This window comes from Helicobacter baculiformis (assembly GCF_900197685.1).
GTDB classification, from domain to species: Bacteria; Campylobacterota; Campylobacteria; order Campylobacterales; family Helicobacteraceae; genus Helicobacter; species Helicobacter baculiformis.
In genome coordinates, this window is record NZ_FZMF01000010.1 from 1 (window position 1) to 20,596 (window position 20,596).

Below are 20,596 nucleotides of genomic sequence, written 5' to 3' on the forward strand. Positions count from 1 at the left end.
GTGGCTTTATTGAGGAGTGGGGGGGGAAGAATGGCTGAAAATTTTTCTCAAAAGTGGATTGCGCAATACAATAAAGAAGTAGATGAATACAATGTCAAAAATGATGGGAGCACAGGGTTTAAGATGGAGAAGGATAAGGGTATAGACTTCACAAATTGTCTTGTTGACAATACAAAGTTATATGATGGCTCAAATGGTAGCAAAATGTCTATCTTTTGGAGAAACGAACGCTATATGCTCAAGTTTCCACCCAAACCTAAGCCATCAAAAAAACTTAGTATGTCCTATATCAATAGCTGTTTTAGTGAATACATTGCATGCCACATTGTGGATTCGCTGGGGTTGAGTGTCCAAGAGACCTTGTTGGGAACTTACAATGATAAAGTGGTTGTAGCTTGTAAGGATTTCACGGGGAATATTTGTCAATTCGTGGATTTTACATCTGTGAAGAATAGTATTGTCAGCATAGAAAATGGCGGATGGGATACTACCTTAACTGATGTGTTATCTGCTATAGACCAACAGAAAAATGTAAATAGTTTAGAATTAAAACGGCATTTCTGGGACATGTTTATTGCGGATGCGTTATTGGCAAATTTTGATAGGCACAATGGTAATTGGGGATTACTAAAGAATTTTGCAACGCAAAAATATAGTATTGCACCTATTTTTGATTGTGGATCGTGTTTGCTTTCACAAATAGATGAAACTATGATGCTTAAAACTCTAAATAACAAGCAAGACCTGAACAATCTGACATTCTCGCCATATTCTGCCTTGAAAGATGATAGGGATAAAAGAATCACCTACTTTAATTTCCTGACGACGACTGAGGATAAGGATTGCTTAAATGCTCTTGTGAAACTCTATAACAAAATAGACATGGCAAAAATACACACTATCATTGACAACACTCCATATGCATCTGCATTGCATAAGGATTTTTTGAAAGTTATCTTGGAAAAACGCAAAGAAAAGATTATTGATGTGGCCTACACAAGGGCTTTAGATATTGTCCGTAGCCAAGAAAACATTGAATTACCAGAAACCAACAAACAAACCAAATTCCCAGAAACACCTCTACGTCCTCAAGGTTTTTCTATGCAATCTACAACCCTAGAACCCCCTGCACCCTCCAAACGCAGGCGCAGGTAGTGCAAACTCAACCCCAATCTAATACAAAGGAAAACAATGCAACAACTAGAACAAGCAACAGAATTGCAAACACTCACAGAGGGCAGTTACCCACTAAGCCCAGAAGATTTGGCAGAGTTCTTAGCCTATGGCGTACCCTTAGAAGATGTAGAGCCATCTACACAGCAAGAACAAGTCAGCACTACCTCTAACACACCTACACTACCTGATGAACCTTGGCTAGATGGCGAGGATGAAGTCTAAGAGTTTTAAAGCAATACCAAATCACAAAGAGGTGAAAATAAGGGAGAAGGAATGAAATCGTGGGATGAGATGAGTGTAGCCGAACAAAAAACGATGTTTAGAGATTTTCTAGCGCATGAGGTTAACTTAGCCCTAGAGCAGGGCTTAACCTTCAAACCCAATAACAGAGCCTACAATACCTATTCAGGTAGCGCTTACAGTGGCTTGAATGCTTTGATTTTGGATGCCAAGCAACAAGAGGGCAATTACACTAGCAATGCATGGATCAGTCTTGAAGAAGCCCAACGACTAGGAGCAGATGCTAGAGAATTAGACTTTATTCACAATAACACCCAATCAAGTCAGAATCCTCAAGGCTCAATTAAGAAGGCTAGCATTAGCTATGTTAAAACCCACGAAATGCAAAAAGTCCCTAAGAAAGACGCACAGGGCAACCCCATCCCCCTATTAGACCCTAACGGTAATCAACTTCACGACAGATATGGCAACTATTTGTGGGAGACGGAGGAGGCGCGTGTAGAAATCCAGCCTAGATTAGAAATCAAGCATCTTTATAATGTGGAGTGTTTTAAGAGTATTGATAGAACACACCTAAAACCTTTAAATCCCAAGAGTTTAAAGCCCCTATACACAGATGAGCGTTTTTCTTTAGACAACCAAAGTCTAGTGATCTACGATCTCTCTGCCAAGCTCACAGGACAACAATACCAAAGAGTACTAGACTATGTCGCCCATTATGTCCAGCACAACCAGCAATACACTAGAGATAGACAACAGCCCTCACAAAAACATATAGGAGCAAACACGCCTGAGCCAAGTCAGCCACAGCAATACAGCACTCCTAAGTTAAACCAGACAAGCCAACATAACCTAGAGATGGTGATGCCACAAGCCCCAATCACCCTAGAGAATCAGCGGGGGATGCAAATTGTGATGCAGATGTTGCAAGAACAACAAAAAGTGATTCAAATGCTGCAAGAGCAACACAAGATAATCCAAAAGATGGCTCAAGAGCTTGCTTGGCTCAAGACACAGCAACAATCAAAAAATGAAGCCTTAAATGCAACTTACTTTGCGACACCATCCAAAGGTAGAGGACGCTAACTGAAGGAGAATGACTATGCATTACAATCCCCAATTTTTAGATAATTTACACATTTTAAACCCTCAGCAAAAGCAACAGTTAAATTCTCTGAGTTTTAACTTTAGCGATTTTGCTACGATGCAGGGTTGTATGAAGAAATTGCGTTTTGATTTCATTTACTCTTCTGCTCAGATTGAGGGTAATACCTATAGCAAACTGGATACACTTGCCTTGCTAGAAGAAGGTTTGACTGCTGGAGGCAAGAAATACAGTGATGCCAAGATGATTTTAAATTTAAGAAACGCTTTTGATGTAATTCTTAAAGAAGATTTACCCATCAGCTTAGAGACATGCCAGAACCTACATGCCATTCTGTCCCAAGAACTGGTTTCTCCAAACAACTGTGGTGTGATGCGCAACCACAATATCACTGGGATTACGGGCACATCTTATCTACCTTTTTTTATCCAAACCTACCAAAGAGAAGTCACATTTTTAAGAGAAGCACAAGCACTGGCACATCATAACCCAGCCACACACAGAAGGCGGAGGTAAAAAATGGACAACTTTCTCAATGGCTTTTTAAAAGCGTGGCGCACTTGGAGAGATGATGGGAGAGAAGCTTTTATGCGCGCTTTTGTGCAAGAAGTGCAACAAGCTAAAGGCAGTGATTCAGAACATTTTTTTGAGATTTTAAAACAAGAAATGCAGGCGGTGGGCGCTGCTAGCAATGCCATAGATCAACAAGACATCTTAACCATCAGTGATTACATCGACACATTTAAAAAAGAAATGGAGCAGACTATGACACAGACATTAGAGCAAGCAGACAGACAACAAGAACTCCAACAAGATATTGCCATTCTCAAGGATGAAATCCAAGAAGTTCTAACAGAACAACCAAACAGAGCAGAGCAAGAGTTAGAAGCCGCCGATGGAGCACGGGATGCCCAACACGCATTACTCCAAATGGTCCAAGAACAACAACAGACAATCCAAGCAATGGCTCAAGAGATCGCACAGCTCAAGGGGCAACATATCCAAGAGAATGCGCTAGATGAACCACAGAGAGAAGATCAGGAGCAAGAGTTAGAGCAAGTCCAAGAGAGCTCAGAAGAGCAAGAGCTCCTACAAAGTATCGCCATTTTTCAAGATGAAATCCAAGAAGTTCTAACAGAACAACCAAACAGAGCAGAGCAAGAGTTAGAAGCTGAAGCTAAAGACTTGGCAAAGAGAAACCAAGAAAACAATTCAGAGCAGTTAAGCCAGCCTAATCCCCAACAGACTCCACCACAAGCCACAGAAATAGATGACAAGTATGCCAAACTACATAGCTACTTCAAGCAAGTAGAATTAGATGTGCAACAAAAACGCATCAAAACCAAGACAGATTTTAAAGAGAGTTTTCTCAATTATGCCAAGACCCACATGACAGAAGCAGAGCTCAAAGTCTTGTTAGTGCTTTCTCAAAAACAACCCAGCAAGCTCACCCAAGAACATCGCAATCTCATTAATGACGCTTTAGAACAGGCTCACGGCAATAAACACATGCAAGATTTAGGCTTGCAACTGAGTGTCAAAGCCGTGTTAGGACATCCTTTAGAAGCAGAACACTATACCGCTATTCAAAACTATGTGCAACAATGCCAAGCAAGCCTAGAGCCTATGGATGGCAAGGTTGCTGATGCAATGAATCGATGTCTTAAGACAATGCAAAAAACTAGAGAGACTAGCCAGCAAGAAGTAGGTCAAACAAGAGAAACCAGCCAAGCACAGCCAGCTCCACACAACACGCCAATACCTGAGCCGTGGTTAGAATCCCAAAACTCCAGTGTTCATCTAAGTTCTGCCACAAATAATGAATTAAACCAACAAGCACAGACCAATGCTCAAGCCCAACCAGTGGCAAACAACACACCTACACTCATACCTGAACCCTGGCTAGACGCTCCTAAAAGACCTAGAGGCAGAAGGCGTTAATGGCTTATATCAAAGATGCCATCTATCTGCCCTTAGATCGCATTTTGCAAGATTATGGCTATGTGTTAGACAAAGAAAAAAGCACTCTTAACTACCCTGTACTCAAACACCCTAATGAAAGAGGGAAGCTTATTGTTAAGAATAGTGCAGGGAGTTATCACTACTTTAACACTGAAGATAGTAGTGATAGAGGCAATATCATCAACTTTTGTCAAAAACGTGGGTTGAGATTAGAGGATTTAATTAAGGGAGATACACAATACAAGCCAAAGAACTCTGCAATTTCTCAAACCAGCCAGCAGAAACACAAGAGTCTTAAAGAGATTTTTCAATCCCTACTTCTCTATGATTTAGATAAAAGTCAACTTCTAAGAAGCAGGGGCATTCAAGGCACTCTCTTTAAAAGCTATCAGCACTCTTTGAGGGTTGATGGACATAACAACCTCTGTGTGCCCAATTATCTTTGTGAAAATCAAGGACTTATACTAAGCGCCATTAGCAAACGCTTAAATAGACCACTTGCCATCCACGCAGATGGCTCGCCTAGAGACAAGCCACTAAAAGAACTTTGTCAAGGCTCTAAGGGTGTGCAAATGCTTATGCCTAATGAAGGCTTGATGGCTGTTAAGTCTATTGTGATGACAGAAAGCATCTTAGATAGCATGGCATATCTTCAAATGAAAAACTTGGACCCTAATACAACTCTATTATTAGGCAGTGCGGGGCAGTTTGGAGTAGAGAAGATACGCGCCTTCGTGAGTGGATTATTTCAGCAGATGAACCAAGACAAGAGTCAAGAATACCAGCAGTATATGCAAGAAATGAAAGCCTACAAAGAGTGGAGGCTCTATGAGAGAGAACAAGCCCAAAAGCCTAAAGACACACAGCCCACCATCAATAAAACCTCAAAGATTAGCTTTTCAAAACCTAAATATTTTGACAAACGCAACCCTAAAGAGATGCCAGTTAGTTATTGGCAAGAACAAAGCGTGAACACTCTAGCAGAATTGGCACAAGCCATAAAGTCTTCCCCTTATTCTAGTGCGGTATTTGAAAAAGGCTATCGCAATGCTTCTAATGCTAAGAGTTTCACTAATCTTCTCATCTATGACATTGATAATGACAAGGACAGCCCCCAACTCACCTTAAAGCAAGCCCAAGACTTGTTAGAAAAACACGACATAGAAAGCTTAATAATGCCCTCTAAGAGCCACCAAGCAGAGAAGAACGGACATATCGCTGATCGCTATCGTGTCCTTATCCCCACAACACAGCCTTTAGGCTCTTTAGATACAGACAGCTTCTTAAAAGTAAATAGTTTAGTGGCTAAGACTCTAGGTTTATACGACTTCATAGATAAAAAAGTCGTGGTAGATAGGGGAAGGGCTTATTATAAGAGCCCTGAGAGTGCCGAGCCTGTGTTTGCAAAAGGTAAGAAGGTATTAGACATAGAGCCCTTTAAACAACAAGTCTCTGTAAATCTCTTCACAGAGAAAATCCCTAGAAAGATGTTTAGTCCGCCTAGTGTGGTTAATCCGCCTGACTTGTCTGTCAATGTGATTTTAGCTTGTGATAATGATGAACAAGGACAACGCTATACACAGCTGTTAGAAGAGATATTTTTTAATTGCACAAACCAATTACCAGAAGTCTATACCCCCTTTTCCAAAGACTGCAATGACGATCTCAAACTGAGCCAGATTATAGAGGATAGCAATGTCAATGCTAGTAGTGTGCATAGGTATGTCTCTAGGGGCTTGGAGGAGTTAGAGAATCCCTATGTCTGTGTGGAGAGCAAGAGAGAGATTTTAGAGAAGTTAGAGAGCATTGCTAGCATCAAAAACTTCAATGCTAACATGATGAGTAGGTTGGAGAGGCTGAAGGTGGGGGTGAATCGTAACATAGGAAGGAAGTATGGGAGATAAATATCCTGCAGGGAGTTTCTTTGCAAAGGTAATTAACTTTTTTCAAGGACCCGCAGAGAATGTGGTTAGTGATTTAGCTACACAGATGACAGAGCTTTTCAGAGTGCAGATGAGTTTGAATATCATCCTCTCTATCCTGTTTATGGTATGGGCTTATAAACGGGTCAAGGAAGGGGATTTGTTTCAATTCAAAACTTTGATGGGTGTGGGGGTGTTTGTAGTGTTTGTAGGTATTATTAACTGGGCAATCTCTGAGCCAGCTACTTACATACGCGAGATTAAAAACATTATCTACATCCCTGCAGAAGCCTTAACAGACATAATTGACAAGAGTATGCGAGCTTTTTTTAACGCAGAATTTGAAAATATTTCTAAAGGCGAGCACACATCTATTGCAAATTTAATTGATCGATCCTACTACGGGATCACCTTATTTTATAGTGCGGTGTTCAAAGAATTAGGATGGAAGATGTTTTTCACGATGCTGCCCCAACTTGTCTTGTTTTTCTTATTAGTAGTCGCACAAGTGCTATTTATAGCCCTAGTTTTAATCATCGTGTTGATGGTGTTTGTAGAAACAAAAATTTGGCTAGCCCTAGGCATTGTAGTCTTGCCTTTAGGGCTATTTCCCCAAACTAAGGGTATGTTATTTAGCTATATTAAGAAGTTGCTCTCTTTGACTTTTTATAAGCCCTGCCTAATGTTGGTAGCCTTTTTCAATTTTAATATTATCAAAGAGACAACTAAAAAAATCCCCTCACAAACTGAAATTAAACAAGAATTTTTTGGAGACCCTTCTAAACTTTTACAGAATGGCGTAGCAGCAGTTAATGGAGTGCTGGATTCTGTTGGATTATTGGGACATTTAGTGCTTTTGATTTTATCTTCCTTGGTTTGTTTCTACCTTGTCAAGCGCATTCCAGATTTTATCAATGGCATTTTTAACACAAGTGGAGGTGTGGGCGCAATCACTGAAATGATGCAAAAGATAGGCATGACAGCAGGGGGTGTGGTAGTAGGGGGTTCTGCAGTAACGGCTGCCAATAAGATCACTCAGGCTTATCAGAGTGCAGGAGGGGGGTTAGCAGGCGTGAGAGCAGGACTAGGAGCTCTAGGGACAATGGGAGCAACAGGGGGAGTTAGTGCTGTGGCTGATAGAGAATCTATTAGTGCGGGAGTGAAGTTTGGTGTGCACACGATCAAAAATGCTTTGGGGAGTGGATTTGCAACAGGCAGTAATACGGGCAATCAATACAATCCCCCAAACAACACGCCCAATACTGGCAAAGGAAACTGGGAAAACCAGAAAGGGGGCGGGTGAATTAAGCTAAAAAATGTTACAATGCTAGTTTTTGAGTTTTTCTTGAAAAAGGGTTTTTTCATGCAACAGACTTTAAAGCGTGCGCTAAAGAGTGTTGGTTTAGCGGGTCTTTTTGCTACTTGTGCTTATGCAACTGAGAGCGCGGAGTATTATTCTACTCATAAACAAGAGCGAGAGAAGGTGCTGAAAGAGTGCGACAGACTTTTTCCTAATTTGAGTGAAGCCCAAGAGGCTAAATGTGAACGGGCAGAAGAAGGGAATAGATTAGCAGATCAGCGCGCAAGAAAGCAAAAGAAAAATAGCTTAACTGCTATGCTAACGCAGTGTTACATCAGAATGGCAGATGGTCTAGAAAAGGGACAAGATGTCTTAAAAACAGACAAGAAGTGCAGGTTGCTAGTTAGGAGGAGTGCATTTGTTACTTACACCTTTGGATATTATCCATTGCCTCAATTATATGATGTCAATGTTGTCATGGATAGATATCCCAATAATAAGAAAACTCACAAATATGATGACCTCAAAATCCGTCATGCCTTTTTAATCAAGTGCTATAGGACCTTTTCTAGCCAATTACGCAAATATGGTAGCTACCATCCTCTAAAAACTGACTTCCGCCATGAGTGTATGAGTGCTTTAGACGTAGAGCTCGGTTACCCACGCCATACAATTTACGATTTTCTAAGGAATGTAGAATTTTGATAGCTTTCTCATAGATACTAACTCTTAAGGCGCAGGATCAGGCATACCATGCCTATCTGTATTTGAATAGACCTCTAACTCTTTATCTCTACTCTTATAATTAACCATCTTAGTTCTATCCACGCCACTCAGCCCGATTCCGTATTCTCTTTTATAGACATCCGCCACCAATGCCGAGTGCATCGCCATCGTCTTATTCAAAAAGAGCAACTGATTAGTAATCTCTCTCAAATACGCAAGCGTCAAGCCCTTGATTTTTTGGTTATAGTCTGCAAAGACTTGGGATTGAGCATCTTTGCTTGTAGCTGCTGCTAGAGTCTCTTGAAATTGCTTAGTGATTTGATCTAAATCATTAGAAAGTTTGTCTTTAGTGAGGAGTATAGGTTCACAGGTATGAGTGTTTGGGTTCTCTTTGCAATATTGAATTTTCTGTTTATTATCATTAGCATTCTTGTCTGTTACACCCAAATCAGCCTTGAGTGTGTCTAATCTTGCAATTAACGGTTGGATTTTTTCATTGAGCTGTTGTTCTTGTTTGATTTTCTTTTTAAATTTAGCCACAGCTCTTTTAAGCCGTTCTTGGTTAGCTGTGGTGTAATCTCCTTTTAGGATTGCTTTAGCTTCTGCTGTGAAAGAATTATCCATATCCACTTCATCGCGCGCTTCATTGAGGCTTTCACACACCATTAAACCCATAGATTTACCCGTAATCTCATCTTTCAAGTTTTGGTAGGCTGAAAGAGTGTTGTCATCACTGAGAGTGCGCAACAGAGCTTTAGCATCTTTGACTAGCCTAGTTTCTGCACCAGTGCCTATAATTGCCTTGCTTAAATCCGTTGTTTTGTAACTCAACTTATCCAAGTCCAACCACGGACACTCTTTTTTCAAATACTTATCCCTTAATTTGTCTCTAATATCAAAATTCTCTACAGCTTGCTTCAAGTCTTCATAATTAGCCTGAATGCTAGCAATTTGGCTTTTAAACTGATCTAGCAGATGCATAGGATTAGCAATGGTGATAGCAGAACCACTAATAAGAGCATTTGCCTTGTTCATTAAGTCATTGACTTTGTTTAACTGAGCAATTTGCTCTTGAGCTTTAGAGATCATCTCTTCGTATTTTCTAATCCCATCTACAAGTTTGCCTATCATGGTGGTTTGTTGGCTATTAGTAGTGGCTAAATGGGCATTTGCCTCAGCATCATAGGTGAGCATACCAGTAGCCAAGGCACCAGAGACAAGAGTGCTAGAGAGAATAAGGGAAAGGAAAGGCTGATGAGCATTCTTAAGCATCCTAACTCTCCTTTCTCTCCATTATACACCCCCATCCTTAAGTTTTTAAAAGCGTGTCAAACACGCAAGCGACCTTTTTGTTGTGTTCTTGAGTAGTGTGGATATAGACCTTAGTAGAGAGGAGGGATTTATGCCCTAGAGCTCGGCTAGTGAGAACTAAATCCTGTGTCTCTTGGTAGATCAGTGTAGCAAAGCTATGCCTAAAGAGATGCAGACCTGTGCCGTATGTGTGGCAATGCTTGATCTTAGAGCATTTGAAAATCTTAGCGATGAAGTTTTTGAGCTGGCAAGTTCTTTGAGATTGTGTGGCTTTTTTGAAAAGAAACACCCCATTGAAATATTGCAACCTCCTATGGTCGTTCATCCAATCGTGCAAAGCCTGTTCTAAGATGGATTTTCGAATGTAGGTTTTTCTCTCTTGTTTGTTCTTGCCTAGCACGAGAATGGAGTAGTTTTGTTCTTCAGGCTTGATATTCTTGAGCTCTAAATTAAACACTTCGTTTTTTCTAAGACCGCCTAGTATCACAAGCAAGAGAATACACTTATTGCGCTTTTCATAACTAGAGCGCGGCTGGTAGTCTAGGAGTGTTTGGACAAAGGTTTTCAAGTCTTGAGCATTGAGATGTTTGGGCAGACTCTGTGTTGTCTTAGCAAAGGCGAGGTTTTTTAAAGAGAAATCAAAATGGTATGCGCGTTTTCTATCCAAATAGTCAAAGAATTGTCTCAAATACATCACATATTTAGCCATAGAGCTAGGTTTTCTAGTCTGTGCCAACTTAAAGAGAAAACTAATCACTTGCTCCTCTGTAAGACTTCTCAAGCTCTTTAACTTGAGATGGGCTTTAAAGTGGATGAAAAACAAGAATAAGATGCGCGCCATCAAAATATGCTTGATGCCTTGATTGTAGAGTTTGTGGCAGAGACTCTCTAGTGCGCTGATATGTGGGCATTTCAAAATTTCTTCTTGGTAGCCGAGCACCTTGGCCATATCCTCTAAAGCCTGCACAGGTGTAAAGCTTTTAATCTTATAGTGTAAGAACGCCTTGATATTTTCAAAGAGTTCTCTTTGTGTTCTGCTCAAACGCAAAACTGGATTAGTTTTTATTTTTGCCATTTTCATCTCCCTTATTGAGTTTGTTAAAAAGAATGCAATTTTAAAGAGAGAAAATGAGAATGCCTAAAAACACCTCCCTTGAGTGCGGGATTACTAGTAGAAAACGGAATAAGTTTTCCCCCTAAATATAAAATAAAATAAGGGAAAGAAGCTTTAGCTTCTTACTAACCTATTGTTTGTTTTTCATGCATGTATGATGTGTGAGCAAATTTTTTTGAAAAACTTAAAAATCCCCTCAATCTCTCCAAGTAGAGACTATAGAATCTTGCCAAAACCTCATAAGTGTGGCACGATATGTATTAAGAGGTGAATTGCTAAAGGCTATCAGCAAATTTTAAGTTTTACAAGGCTCATAGAACGCTTTAAAAAGAGTGGTTAGTGTGTTTGTATGGTTTGGCTTGTGTGTGGCTCTAGGGAAAGCCTAGAGCGTTTAAATGAAATACTACCTGTATTGCTCTAAAATGGCTTAGAATTGATTAAGAGTATTGGTAATGGGCTGATATGGATTTTTGTAAAGTTGCCTTCTATGAGCCTTTAAAAGCATTAAAAGGTAATGAGAAGTGTTTTGAAATGGGAGAAGTGAATTATCGATGGCCTCTGCCATTTTCCTTGCTAGAGGTCCCATTGTATGTGAATGCTGACTGGGGTTTTAGCTGTGGCTGTGTTCTGGTGTCTTGCTGTGTTTGCTCAAGCTCTGGAGATTTATTGTTTTGCTGTTGCTTGAGCTCTGTGAGCTCTTGGGACATTGTTTGGAGTGTCTTTTGTTGATCTTGCAACATTTGCATCATTGCCTTGAAGTCTAGAGTAGCTGGAACTTGTGAGTTGGTAGTCAAATCAGGTCGGGTTGTTTTTGGCTCAGATGTGTGAGCTTGGTGTGTTTGGGTGGGGAGTTGTTGATTGTATTGGTTCTGTCCATCTGCATCAATAGAAGGCTTCAGAGTGGGTTGTGCGGTGTGGAGCACACGAGAAACTTTTTGAGTTTGAGCTAACTCTCTTGTCGTGAAAGCTGACTCTCTTTGCTCGACTTTGAGCTTTTGCAAGAGCAGTTTAGCATCTTGCAAGATCAGAGGCAAGTCTTGTGCGTGGGTGTTTAAAAAGCGATTAGCACTTAAAATCTCTTTAGCCATGAAAGACAAACTCTTGCTGGTGCGCCCCAGTGAGCGGTTGAGTTGGATATGGTTTGGATGGAGCAAGAGATTTTCTTGTTCTTGTTGGGTTGTGACTTGTTTATACTGCTGTGTCCATTGATTCCACTCACTCTCTAAGTCCTCTTTTTCTTGTCTAAGTGTATTGAAGCGTTGCACTAAGAAAGCTAGGCGTTCATTGGCAATGTTGAGCAGGGTTTGTTGGTTTCTATGGATAATGAAGAGTTGTCTCTCTTGCTCACTGGGATTGACTTCTTTGAGTTGGGACACAAGGTGCTCTAAAGTTTTGAGTTTGTAGAAGTGGTGTTTAAGATTTTTAAGCGTGGGTTGTTGGTGGTGCAGAGCTTGGGCGATGTGGTCTAAGAAGTTAGGATTGATAAAGTTTCTCTCTTGGGTGGTGCGCTGCATTTCTATTTCACTTTTAAGTTGGGAGATAAACACAAGAGTGTTTTTATCTAAGTAGCGTTTATCTAAGCGTTGGTATTGCTCATAGATGGCTTGTTTCTTTTGTAAGAGCGTGAAGCCTCTAGTTTGTTGTGCAAAGAGTGTGTAGGTGTAGTCTAGCCAAGCTTGCAAGCTCTCTTTAGTGTGGGTAATGTGCTGTTGGTGTTGTTCTAAAGCTTGGGTGAAGTGGGCTTTTAAATCTTGGAGTGTGGAGACATCTAGGGCATCTAAAGACTCAAAGTGTTCTTTGTTAGTCTCATTATAGCCTTTGGAGAGAGTGGCACGTCTTTGAAGTTCTTCTGGGTTGATATGAAATAAACCTGTTTCTTCCCAAGCACGGCGGGATAAGACTTGTCTAACGCACAAGAGCTTATCCTCATAAAATTTAGCCTGCTGTTCTAAGTATTTAATGCGTTTATGGATAGCTTGTGAGCCGACACTGAGGAGCTCTTGGTTATAATGATTGAGATGCTCTTCTTTACTAGCCAAATCTTTTTCTGCTTCTTTCTCTTCCTCTCTAATGGCACATAAGCGTTGGTTAAGATTATCCAAGGCTTGTAAGCTAGGTTGATTGACATAGAGATGCTCAGGGATTTGCAACCACGCATTGATACGATAACTAAACTCTTCTCGCAAATCATGGAAGAACTCTTTGCAATCTGTGCGTGTGGCAAAACGCAATCTCTTTTTAGTGATTTGATTAGTCTTGTTGATAAAGACATGGATATGGGCGTGTTCTTGGTGATTGTGGGGCACTAAGGCAAATTTGTAATCAGGCATACAGGTTCTGAGTGTTTCAAAGGTAGTGTGGAGCAGATTGTGCATTGTCAGGTCATCTGGTTTTTCTTTGAGAGAAAAGACCAAATGCATCGCTTCGTTGCAATCTCTGAGTACATCAAAATCCTGTGTCCATTCCTCCAAAATGTCTTTCATACTCTTTTGCTCAAACCACTGAGTATAAGCTAATTTGTCATCTGTGCCTTTAAGGGCATAGACAAGCGCATTTTTCAAATGCGCGCGCTTCATCTGCCCGATATTTTTGATGATTACGGGAGTTTTTGTTTCGCTGTATATGAACTTAGAAGGTGCACCTTTTTGCACAAAATTATTGAAACGAATTAAAAGCTTGGTATCATAAGTGTCTCTATTAGGTCTAGCCCTCTTGGGTTTGACGATCTCATCAATCCAATCTAAATCAGGCTTATAATCTAGTGGCGCATCTACAAGCTTTATTGCCAACAATCTCCCCTTATTTCCTATGTGTTTGAGCATAGATTGTAGCTAAAAAGTTTTGAAAAATTCAGAGAGAATTTTAAATATAGGTTTAAAGTGTGCAGGATAACACAAAGTGATCTAACACTTTGTGGCTAAAGTCCCTACACAAGGGGGTTAAAAAGCGTTTTTATCAAAAATAGATATTTTAAGAGTTTTTTGGCGTGTCCAATATTTGTCAAAATCTATGCAAGATGCAATGGTTAAGATTTTTTTAAGGTTTATATTAAGATTTATCTAAGGTTATTTTTAATCGAGTGAAGAACTGACTACATAATTTAATAATTTAATTTAGGAGAACTGAGGAGAAAATGTGCAGAGACTCTTAGTAGCTGGTAGGGAACTCTTGAAAACCATATTAAAATTCACATTAACAAGTATGAGAACTGAACAGAAAAACTATTGAGAACTGAGTAGGCATACTGTTAAGAATTAGATTAAAGTTGGTGAGGAACTGGATGGTAGCACAACAAGAACTCATAGGAGAATCATATCAGAACTACTCTTTAAAGCGTTGGAACTATCGTAACGACTACAGAATTAGAGTGTGCATTAAGAACTGCCATTGTAGATAGCTTGACAAAATTTCGGATTTTTGTGCTATATTGGCGTCAAGTTTTAGTTTGAGACTTAGAAGTGACTGAAAAGTTTCATTCTTATTGGCATTTAGCATTTTAGAATTTTTTGATGAGGACATTAGCGATATTTTGATAGCGCGCTCTAAGATTAAGACCAAGAGTTCTAAGTTCTATGCGTGAGAGAGAAGGAGAAATATAGAGAGCAAAAGAAAAGTAGTTCTTGAACTGAGAGGACCTACTTACAAGGAATGCAAGAAGCATGCCAAAGAAAGCAATGTGGATTTAGAAACTTTTTTAGTCTATATTGGAAGAGTACTTCTATCCAGTGCCTTCAGTTGAAACAAAACATCTGCGATAGCTCCAAGTGGCGATGGATAGAATCCCAAAGGCTTTGATTCAAATGGGGACTGTTTTAGCACTACAAGGGCGTTTTGAAGAGGCGCACGCAATACTTAGAGGGTTAGAAAACAAGATTTTAGAGCATCTGGAGATAGCTAAGTAGTGCTAAGTGATTTCTTGACCTTTTGCAAACACAAGAGCATTGACTACCTAGCAGGGGCAATGCTTGACATACTCCCCGCGCTTCGCGCTCAAAAAGGCTCACAAGCTTGTAGAGCACGCAAAAACAAAAATGCACCTCTTCTAAGCGTTGGGGGCTGCAGTGGTGGAAAAAAGAGGGGCGCAAAGACCACGCCCGGGGCACTCCAAAATAGCGCATAGAGTAGTACTCAAACACTTGGATACGCATCACTTCGATCCGCATGCCACCCCCTTAATCTAAGATGCTCATGGAGGCAACGATATTTATTGCCTCTTCTAGAGGGGTGGCGTCTATTTGGTGAAACCTTTGCGCCATTTTATAGATTTTGCACGCGCGGCGTAGATTCGTGGTGATGGCGGCAATTTGGCTCGCATGTTGCCCAAAAAGCAGGCTAAAATCTGCTTTTGAGGGGGCGCTAAAAGCATACTTGAGCGAGATACGGCTATAGAGTTGCAAAAGTTCCCCATGCTTGCCGCGCAAATTCTTCAGCAGTTGGGGCGTGCCCACCAACACGATGGGCATCTGTGTAAAGTCGTGCAGACGGCGCAAGGCTTCTAAGCTCGCGGTTTTGAGGTGTTCGGCTTCATCGATCAGCAAAATAGCCTGCCGCGCCTGAATATTTTTAACCAAGTTTAAAATAGTTTGTGCTACACTGGGCGCGCTTTGCACCCCCATATGTTCGCAAAGCCCCCTTAAGAAGTCTTTATCATTGAGTCCAGGGATCACCTCCAACAGGACGCATTGAGGGGATTTTTGGGCGTAAGCTTTTAAACTTGCGCTTTTGCCACTTCCTGCCTCTCCATATAACAAGCACATTTCTTCACACACGACGGCTTGGTCGATGAAGAAGTGCGCATTTTTGTAGTTTTCAAGCTCCTTGAGGGGGCTTTTTTGGAGTTTAACGCGCTCTTGGGCTTGGTGGCGGTGGGCGTGCATGAAGTCTTTGATACTTGCCTCAAGGGCGCTGACATCTTTGACCTCGTACTGACCCTTCAAGTACTTTGAGAGGAGCGCGGGGGAGCGTCCGATGGAGCGCGCCACTTGCGCCTGTGAGAGGTGAAACTCGCGGATAAATGCCTCTAATTCTTTGCCTAGATACATTCTATTCCTTTTCAATGTCGATTACTTTTGTGTTGAACACGCCTTAAACACCGCTTCAAGATTGCAAGCTCTAAAGAAGCGGGTAAACACCCATATTCCCTTTCTGTATGTGTATTTGCTCCAACTCTTGCACACTAGGGCATACATAGGGCGCGCCCCGCGCCTTATGTATGCCCTAGTGTCCGAATTTGCGTTCTAGCTCCTCCGTGCTGTAAAGGGGTTTGGGTTTTTGGGGGGTTTAAGATATTGTTGAGATCTCCTGCCCCGCGTGGTAGGCTTGCGCTAAAAGCTCTTGTAATTTGGCGCGTGAGAGGGTGATGTGATCGTCTTCTAAGACTTCGACGTCAACCTGTTGCCACACAAGCGCCTCTTCTTCAGTCATAACCTGCCGCCTTTCTCAATCTGCGCAACGCTTCTAGGGTGTTCATGCTGCGCTTTTGGGGGGTGGGGGCTTGCGCTGCTTTGCCTTTGGGGGGGCTCTTGGCTAAGATGTTTGCTACATTGGCTTTACGGTGCGCGGCGACTTTATCGCGCGCGTGCTTGACCGCTTCTAAGAAGGGGTTAATTTGCCCCTCTATGTAGGTTTTCTTCGCCCGCTTGAAGCTTTCTAAATCCATACACTCCGCATTAAGTTGTGTACTTCTAGCCGTACAAATGAACTTGCCTAAAGGGGTATAAAGGTTGACTTCTTGGGGATTGTCGATATTTTCCACCACTAACACGCCATCGCCAATCGCGCATGTATCCCAAATTTGGGCGCTGGTGTAGGTCTGCCCGTTGAACTCGACCCCAAAGGCGCGGATGGTGCGGTGGTGTTGTTTGCCCATGAAGGCGCGAATCTGGATTAATTGCTGGGGTGTGGGCACATGGGGGGCATGGGCGCGGTAGTCGTTATACATTTCGTTTAATTTATAATCTATAACGGTTTGTAGTTCATCCTCAAAGAGTAGTTCATGTTCGGGTATGCGCGTTTTAGCCCCGCTCAAAGTGTCTTTCTTGCTGGCGTACTGGGCTTCGATTTGTTGGCGTTGGGCAACACTATTACCCAAATAGCCCGGTAGCCATTCGAGCGCGCTGTGCAACACGCCCTCATAAAAACACCAACCTTCCTAGGACTGTCCATGTTCATAGAAAATGTGCCTATGCTAGCATGAAAGCTTGTGAGAATGCGTTTAGAAAGAACTCCACTCTATAAGAGCCATATAAATCCCTTTTGATAAACTAAGCGTCTCTTTGAATAGATCTATCTTTTCAAGATAGCTTCAAATATGATATACTATCATACCAAAAAGGATACTTTTATGAAAAAATGTGTGCTGATGGCTTTGATTTTAGGAGGGGTTTTACAGGCACAAAGCCTGCTTTATAGTCCTGAAGTACTTTCGCTCTATCTACATCAAGAAGATGATAAGGTGGCAGGGCGCTTATTGCCCACCAATGCTTTTAATGTGCTCAAAACTCAAGGTGCACGCGTACTCTTGCGCATCGAAGGCTATAGCAATCCCAAAGCCCCCTTTGCGCTCTATGCCAACGATCACCAACGCGTGCTTGTGGCTGTCTTCGCCAAAAACACTCCCTTAAAAATTATGCATCTTGGCTCTTCAAAAGAGGGTAAATGGGATCGTGTCCGCGTGGAAATGTGGACCGATAAGGCTAAATTTAGCCCTGATCTACAAGCAATCCTAGCGCGTGCCCAGGAACTTTTTTCAAATAATTGTGGTACTTGCCACACATTACATAAACCTAGAGAATTCCGTGCCAACGCATGGCCCGCTATTTTTCGCTCTATGCAGGAACGCACTGCCATCGCCAAAAAGGATCGCTGGCTAGTGATTCAATACCTACAAAAAAACGCTAAAGATTTTAAAATCCCCTGAAAGGCTTACTATGTTAGATCGCCGTAAGTTTTTGAAGCTCAGTGCCTCATTAAGTGCGTTGCCTTTATTGCCCTCTGGACTACAAGCTTCTAAGAGTACAGGTATTAAGCCCGGATTGGTGCGTAATGGTTCAGTCATTAGTGCAGCCCACTGGGGCGCATTGAAACTCGTACTCAAAGAGGGCAAAATTGTTAAAAGCGAGCCATGGGAGAAGGTTACAGAGATGGATAATCCCTTACAACATTACACGCCCTGTTTGGCTTACCGTTCGCGGATAAAATATCCTTTTGTGCGCCAATCTTACCTCAAAGATCCCAATAACCCTAAGCCTGAACTACGGGGTAAAGAGCCTTTCATACGCGTACCCTATGAACAAGCTATCGCATTAGTGGCTGAGCAATTGCGTAAAACTAGAGAAAGCAAGGGGAATAATGCTATCTTTGGGGGAAGTTATGGCTGGAAATCTAGTGGGAATGTACATAATGCACGTACTTTATTGCACCGCTTTTTAAATCTTACCGGGGGGTTTGTGGGGGGCTTGGGGGATTATTCTACAGGCGCTTCTCAGGTAATTATGCCTTATGTGTTGGGTTCAATTGAAGTCTACGAACAACAGACTTCATGGGAGAATATTTTAACATATTCCAAATGCGTGGTAATTTGGGGGGCTGACCCACTTGCCACTTTGCGCATTGCATGGACAGCCACCGATCAACGAGGATTAGCCTATTTTGAAAAACTTAAAAAAAGTCAAATTAAGGTGATTTGTATTGATCCCGTCCGTACAGATACAGCGGATTTTCTAGGTGCGGAGTGGATTGCTCCACGCCCTAACACGGATGTGGCATTGATGCTAGGCATGGCATATCAGTTAGTAGCAACCAATAAACATGATAAAAAATTTCTAGATACTTACACAACTGGTTTTGAAGTTTTCCTAGAATATTTGCAAGGCAAAAAGGACGGCGTGCCTAAAAGTCCTGAGTGGGCGAGTGAAATTTGTGGGGTGAGCGTAGCGACCATTAAAAGGTTAGCCACCCTCTTTGCCAGCCAACAGACCATGTTAATGAGTGGTTGGGCAATGCAGCGCGCCCAACATGGCGAACAGCCTCATTGGATGCTTGTTACGCTTGCTTGCATGCTCGGACAAATCGGCACAAAGGGTGGGGGTTTTGGGTTGAGTTATCATTACAGTAATGGGGGTGTACCCACCTGTAAGGGAGGGGTAATCTCGGGCATGAATGCACTCAGGCGGGGCATATGGAAAGAAGGCAAGTTTATAGGCTTGGTCTCTGAGGCACACAGCGAGGATGTTCCAGAGTGGTTAGACGATGGAACGAGTAGTGCAATCCCGGTGGCGCGTATTGCCGATGCCTTGCTCAACCCGGGTAAAACCTTAGAACATAATGGGCAAAAACTGATCTATCCGGACATTGATTTTATCTATTGGGTGGGGGGTAATCCCATCGTGCATCAGCAAGACACTAATAAAAATTTACGCGCGTGGCGCAAGCCCCGTACAGTAGTAGTGCATGAAATCTATTGGACACCTACAGCCAAAATGGCAGATATCCTTTTGCCCATCACCTCTGCCTATGAACGCGACGACATCACTATGAGTGGAGATTATTCCAACATGCACATTATTCCTATGAAGCAAGCTATTGCTCCAGTAGGGGAAAGTAAAGACGATTACCAAATCTTTTCTGATCTGTCTCGTCATTATGGGCAGGAAATTTTTGAACTCTTCACGCAGAAGAATCAAAAGCCCAAGGATTTTATCCGCGAGTATTACGAAAGCGCGCGTCAGCAAACTAAAAGCTTTGGCGAACTCTTCACTCCCATGCCCAGCTTTGAGGAGTTTTGGGCAAAAAATGTGCCCATCACATTCCAACCTACTGCCGAAAGCCAGGAATGGGTGCGTTTTGCTGATTTTATTGAAGATCCCATCCTTAACGCCTTAGGCACAGACTCCGGACTCATTGAAATCTATTCTCCTCGTGTGGCTAGCTATAAATACCAGGATTGTCAAGGACATCCGATGTGGTTTGAGCCTAGTGAATGGCTGGGCAATGCCTCTAAACAAACTCCATTTCATTTAATCACTAGCCATTCTAAATACCGCCTGCATTCTCAACTCTGTCAAACCCGTTTGCGTGACATCTATGCCATACAGGGGCGTGAACCCATTTTGATCCATAAAAAAGATGCCAAAAGGTTGGGAATTAAAAATGGCGACGTGGTGCGAGTGTTCAACGCACGCGGAGAGGTGCTGGCGGGTGCAGTGGTTAGCGATTGTATTAGACAAGGGGTGGTGCGCTTGTGCGAAGGTTCATGGTATGACCCGGACAACAAAGGGCTATGCAAGTCAGGAAGCGCAAATGTGCTCACTATGGATAAACCTGCTTCGAGACTTTCTAATGGCAACTGCGCGCATACAAGCTTGGTCAATATCGAAAAATATACCAAACCTCTACCTCCTTTAAGTGCGTTCCACGCACCTAAGATTAGAAACGGATCATAATGTTCACAGGATACATTAGGGCACATTACAAGCATCTCTCCAATACTTTATAATCCTACCTAAAGACTTTTATCTGTGCTGGGCTTAGACAGGGTTAAAGTATGTGTAGTAGGACTAAACCCCTAGCCCTCCAATCTTTAAAAGGCTTGTCATCGTTATTTATCTATGTCTTGGTATTATTGCTGCCGCCTAACCTTTTATGGCAAGATTTTCAATAATTCTAGGAAACCCAACTCCCTTTAAGCAACCCCTAAGCTTTACAAAGATAGAATACGCTTTTGCCTAAGCAAATGGGGG

The 20,596-nt window shown here is 42.0% G+C and carries 17 protein-coding genes and 1 pseudogene; 11 read left to right on the forward strand and 7 right to left on the reverse strand.

Translation table 11 applies throughout. The features are described 5' to 3' along the window. The 8 genes from C6G87_RS01895 to C6G87_RS01930 form a co-directional block, all read left to right on the forward strand. On the forward strand, window positions 1-1,155 hold a 1,155-nt coding region (locus tag C6G87_RS01895), incomplete at its 5' end, for a HipA domain-containing protein (protein ID WP_324761392.1). A gap of 36 nt (window positions 1,156-1,191) precedes the next feature. Next, window positions 1,192-1,398, forward strand: coding sequence for a hypothetical protein (locus tag C6G87_RS01900; RefSeq protein WP_104751855.1), 207 nt, complete (start codon window positions 1,192-1,194; stop codon window positions 1,396-1,398). Window positions 1,399-1,449: 51 nt separating this feature from the next. Beyond that, on the forward strand, window positions 1,450-2,502 hold the full coding sequence (locus C6G87_RS01905) for an ArdC-like ssDNA-binding domain-containing protein (protein ID WP_104751856.1): 1,053 nt from the start codon (window positions 1,450-1,452) through the stop codon (window positions 2,500-2,502). A gap of 10 nt (window positions 2,503-2,512) precedes the next feature. Then, on the forward strand, window positions 2,513-3,037 hold the full coding sequence (locus tag C6G87_RS01910; protein ID WP_104751857.1) for a Fic family protein: 525 nt from the start codon (window positions 2,513-2,515) through the stop codon (window positions 3,035-3,037). Window positions 3,038-3,040: 3 nt separating this feature from the next. Further along, on the forward strand, window positions 3,041-4,462 hold the full coding sequence (locus C6G87_RS01915) for a coiled-coil domain-containing protein (protein WP_104751858.1): 1,422 nt from the start codon (window positions 3,041-3,043) through the stop codon (window positions 4,460-4,462). Further along, window positions 4,462-6,387 (forward strand): toprim domain-containing protein, encoded by a 1,926-nt coding sequence (locus tag C6G87_RS01920; protein ID WP_104751859.1) that lies wholly within the window; start codon window positions 4,462-4,464, stop codon window positions 6,385-6,387. The genes C6G87_RS01915 and C6G87_RS01920 overlap by 1 nt, the downstream gene beginning before the upstream one ends. Then, a complete protein-coding gene (locus tag C6G87_RS01925; RefSeq protein WP_104751860.1) occupies window positions 6,377-7,708 on the forward strand; it encodes a type IV secretion system protein in 1,332 nt (443 codons plus the stop codon). Before C6G87_RS01920 ends, C6G87_RS01925 begins: the two co-directional genes overlap by 11 nt. Before the next feature lie 60 nt (window positions 7,709-7,768). Then, window positions 7,769-8,410 carry a hypothetical protein gene (locus C6G87_RS01930; protein ID WP_158653070.1) on the forward strand — a complete coding sequence of 214 codons (642 nt, stop codon included), beginning with the start codon at window positions 7,769-7,771 and terminating at the stop codon, window positions 8,408-8,410. 24 nt (window positions 8,411-8,434) lie between these two features. On the opposite strand, the gene C6G87_RS01935 is transcribed toward C6G87_RS01930, so the two are convergent. The 3 genes from C6G87_RS01935 to C6G87_RS01945 all read right to left on the reverse strand — a co-directional run bounded on the left by C6G87_RS01935 (window position 8,435) and on the right by C6G87_RS01945 (window position 13,645). Further along, complete coding sequence (locus C6G87_RS01935; RefSeq protein WP_199767601.1) at window positions 8,435-9,703, reverse strand: hypothetical protein; 1,269 nt, start codon at window positions 9,701-9,703, stop codon at window positions 8,435-8,437. Window positions 9,704-9,740: 37 nt separating this feature from the next. After that, on the reverse strand, window positions 9,741-10,817 hold the full coding sequence (locus tag C6G87_RS01940; RefSeq protein WP_199767602.1) for a tyrosine-type recombinase/integrase: 1,077 nt from the start codon (window positions 10,815-10,817) through the stop codon (window positions 9,741-9,743). Between the two features lie 584 nt (window positions 10,818-11,401). Next, a complete protein-coding gene (locus C6G87_RS01945; RefSeq protein WP_104751863.1) occupies window positions 11,402-13,645 on the reverse strand; it encodes a relaxase/mobilization nuclease domain-containing protein in 2,244 nt (747 codons plus the stop codon). A 680-nt stretch (window positions 13,646-14,325) separates the two neighbouring features. Here C6G87_RS01945 and C6G87_RS01950 point away from each other — a divergent pair. Then, window positions 14,326-14,436: pseudogene (locus C6G87_RS01950) on the forward strand (competence protein ComB); the annotation flags it as partial. A 295-nt stretch (window positions 14,437-14,731) separates the two neighbouring features. On the opposite strand, the gene C6G87_RS01955 reads toward C6G87_RS01950, so the two are convergent. The 4 genes from C6G87_RS01955 to C6G87_RS01965 all read right to left on the reverse strand — a co-directional run bounded on the left by C6G87_RS01955 (window position 14,732) and on the right by C6G87_RS01965 (window position 16,983). Continuing rightward, window positions 14,732-15,019, reverse strand: a complete 288-nt coding sequence (locus C6G87_RS01955) for a hypothetical protein (RefSeq protein WP_104751864.1) — start codon at window positions 15,017-15,019, stop codon at window positions 14,732-14,734. A gap of 9 nt (window positions 15,020-15,028) precedes the next feature. After that, the gene (locus tag C6G87_RS01960; protein ID WP_104751865.1) at window positions 15,029-15,898 is read right to left on the reverse strand and encodes an AAA family ATPase; all 870 of its coding nucleotides are present in this window, start codon (window positions 15,896-15,898) and stop codon (window positions 15,029-15,031) included. Between the two features lie 238 nt (window positions 15,899-16,136). Next, the gene (locus C6G87_RS08465) at window positions 16,137-16,280 is read right to left on the reverse strand and encodes a hypothetical protein (protein WP_158653071.1); all 144 of its coding nucleotides are present in this window, start codon (window positions 16,278-16,280) and stop codon (window positions 16,137-16,139) included. Next, entirely contained in the window at window positions 16,273-16,983 is a 711-nt protein-coding gene (locus C6G87_RS01965; RefSeq protein WP_104751866.1) for a Mu transposase C-terminal domain-containing protein, read from the reverse strand. Before C6G87_RS01965 ends, C6G87_RS08465 begins: the two co-directional genes overlap by 8 nt. 216 nt (window positions 16,984-17,199) lie before the next feature. Here C6G87_RS01965 and C6G87_RS01970 point away from each other — a divergent pair, with 216 nt between their 5' ends. Next, the gene (locus C6G87_RS01970) at window positions 17,200-17,775 is read left to right on the forward strand and encodes a cytochrome c3 family protein (protein WP_104751867.1); all 576 of its coding nucleotides are present in this window, start codon (window positions 17,200-17,202) and stop codon (window positions 17,773-17,775) included. Window positions 17,776-17,785: 10 nt separating this feature from the next. Further along, complete coding sequence (locus C6G87_RS01975; RefSeq protein ID WP_104751868.1) at window positions 17,786-20,299, forward strand: molybdopterin guanine dinucleotide-containing S/N-oxide reductase; 2,514 nt, start codon at window positions 17,786-17,788, stop codon at window positions 20,297-20,299. The last annotated feature ends 297 nt before the right edge of the window (window positions 20,300-20,596 follow it).

Coding starts and splice junctions, on each gene's coding strand:
- C6G87_RS01900 (WP_104751855.1), top strand. CDS start 1,192: ATGCAACAACTAGAACAAGCAACAGAATTGCAAACACTCACAGAGGGC.
- C6G87_RS01905 (WP_104751856.1), top strand. CDS start 1,450: ATGAAATCGTGGGATGAGATGAGTGTAGCCGAACAAAAAACGATGTTT.
- C6G87_RS01910 (WP_104751857.1), top strand. CDS start 2,513: ATGACTATGCATTACAATCCCCAATTTTTAGATAATTTACACATTTTA.
- C6G87_RS01915 (WP_104751858.1), top strand. CDS start 3,041: ATGGACAACTTTCTCAATGGCTTTTTAAAAGCGTGGCGCACTTGGAGA.
- C6G87_RS01920 (WP_104751859.1), top strand. CDS start 4,462: ATGGCTTATATCAAAGATGCCATCTATCTGCCCTTAGATCGCATTTTG.
- C6G87_RS01925 (WP_104751860.1), top strand. CDS start 6,377: ATGGGAGATAAATATCCTGCAGGGAGTTTCTTTGCAAAGGTAATTAAC.
- C6G87_RS01930 (WP_158653070.1), top strand. CDS start 7,769: ATGCAACAGACTTTAAAGCGTGCGCTAAAGAGTGTTGGTTTAGCGGGT.
- C6G87_RS01935 (WP_199767601.1), bottom strand. CDS start 9,703: ATGCTTAAGAATGCTCATCAGCCTTTCCTTTCCCTTATTCTCTCTAGC.
- C6G87_RS01940 (WP_199767602.1), bottom strand. CDS start 10,817: ATGGCAAAAATAAAAACTAATCCAGTTTTGCGTTTGAGCAGAACACAA.
- C6G87_RS01955 (WP_104751864.1), bottom strand. CDS start 15,019: ATGCGGATCGAAGTGATGCGTATCCAAGTGTTTGAGTACTACTCTATG.
- C6G87_RS01960 (WP_104751865.1), bottom strand. CDS start 15,898: ATGTATCTAGGCAAAGAATTAGAGGCATTTATCCGCGAGTTTCACCTC.
- C6G87_RS08465 (WP_158653071.1), bottom strand. CDS start 16,280: ATGACTGAAGAAGAGGCGCTTGTGTGGCAACAGGTTGACGTCGAAGTC.
- C6G87_RS01970 (WP_104751867.1), top strand. CDS start 17,200: ATGAAAAAATGTGTGCTGATGGCTTTGATTTTAGGAGGGGTTTTACAG.
- C6G87_RS01975 (WP_104751868.1), top strand. CDS start 17,786: ATGTTAGATCGCCGTAAGTTTTTGAAGCTCAGTGCCTCATTAAGTGCG.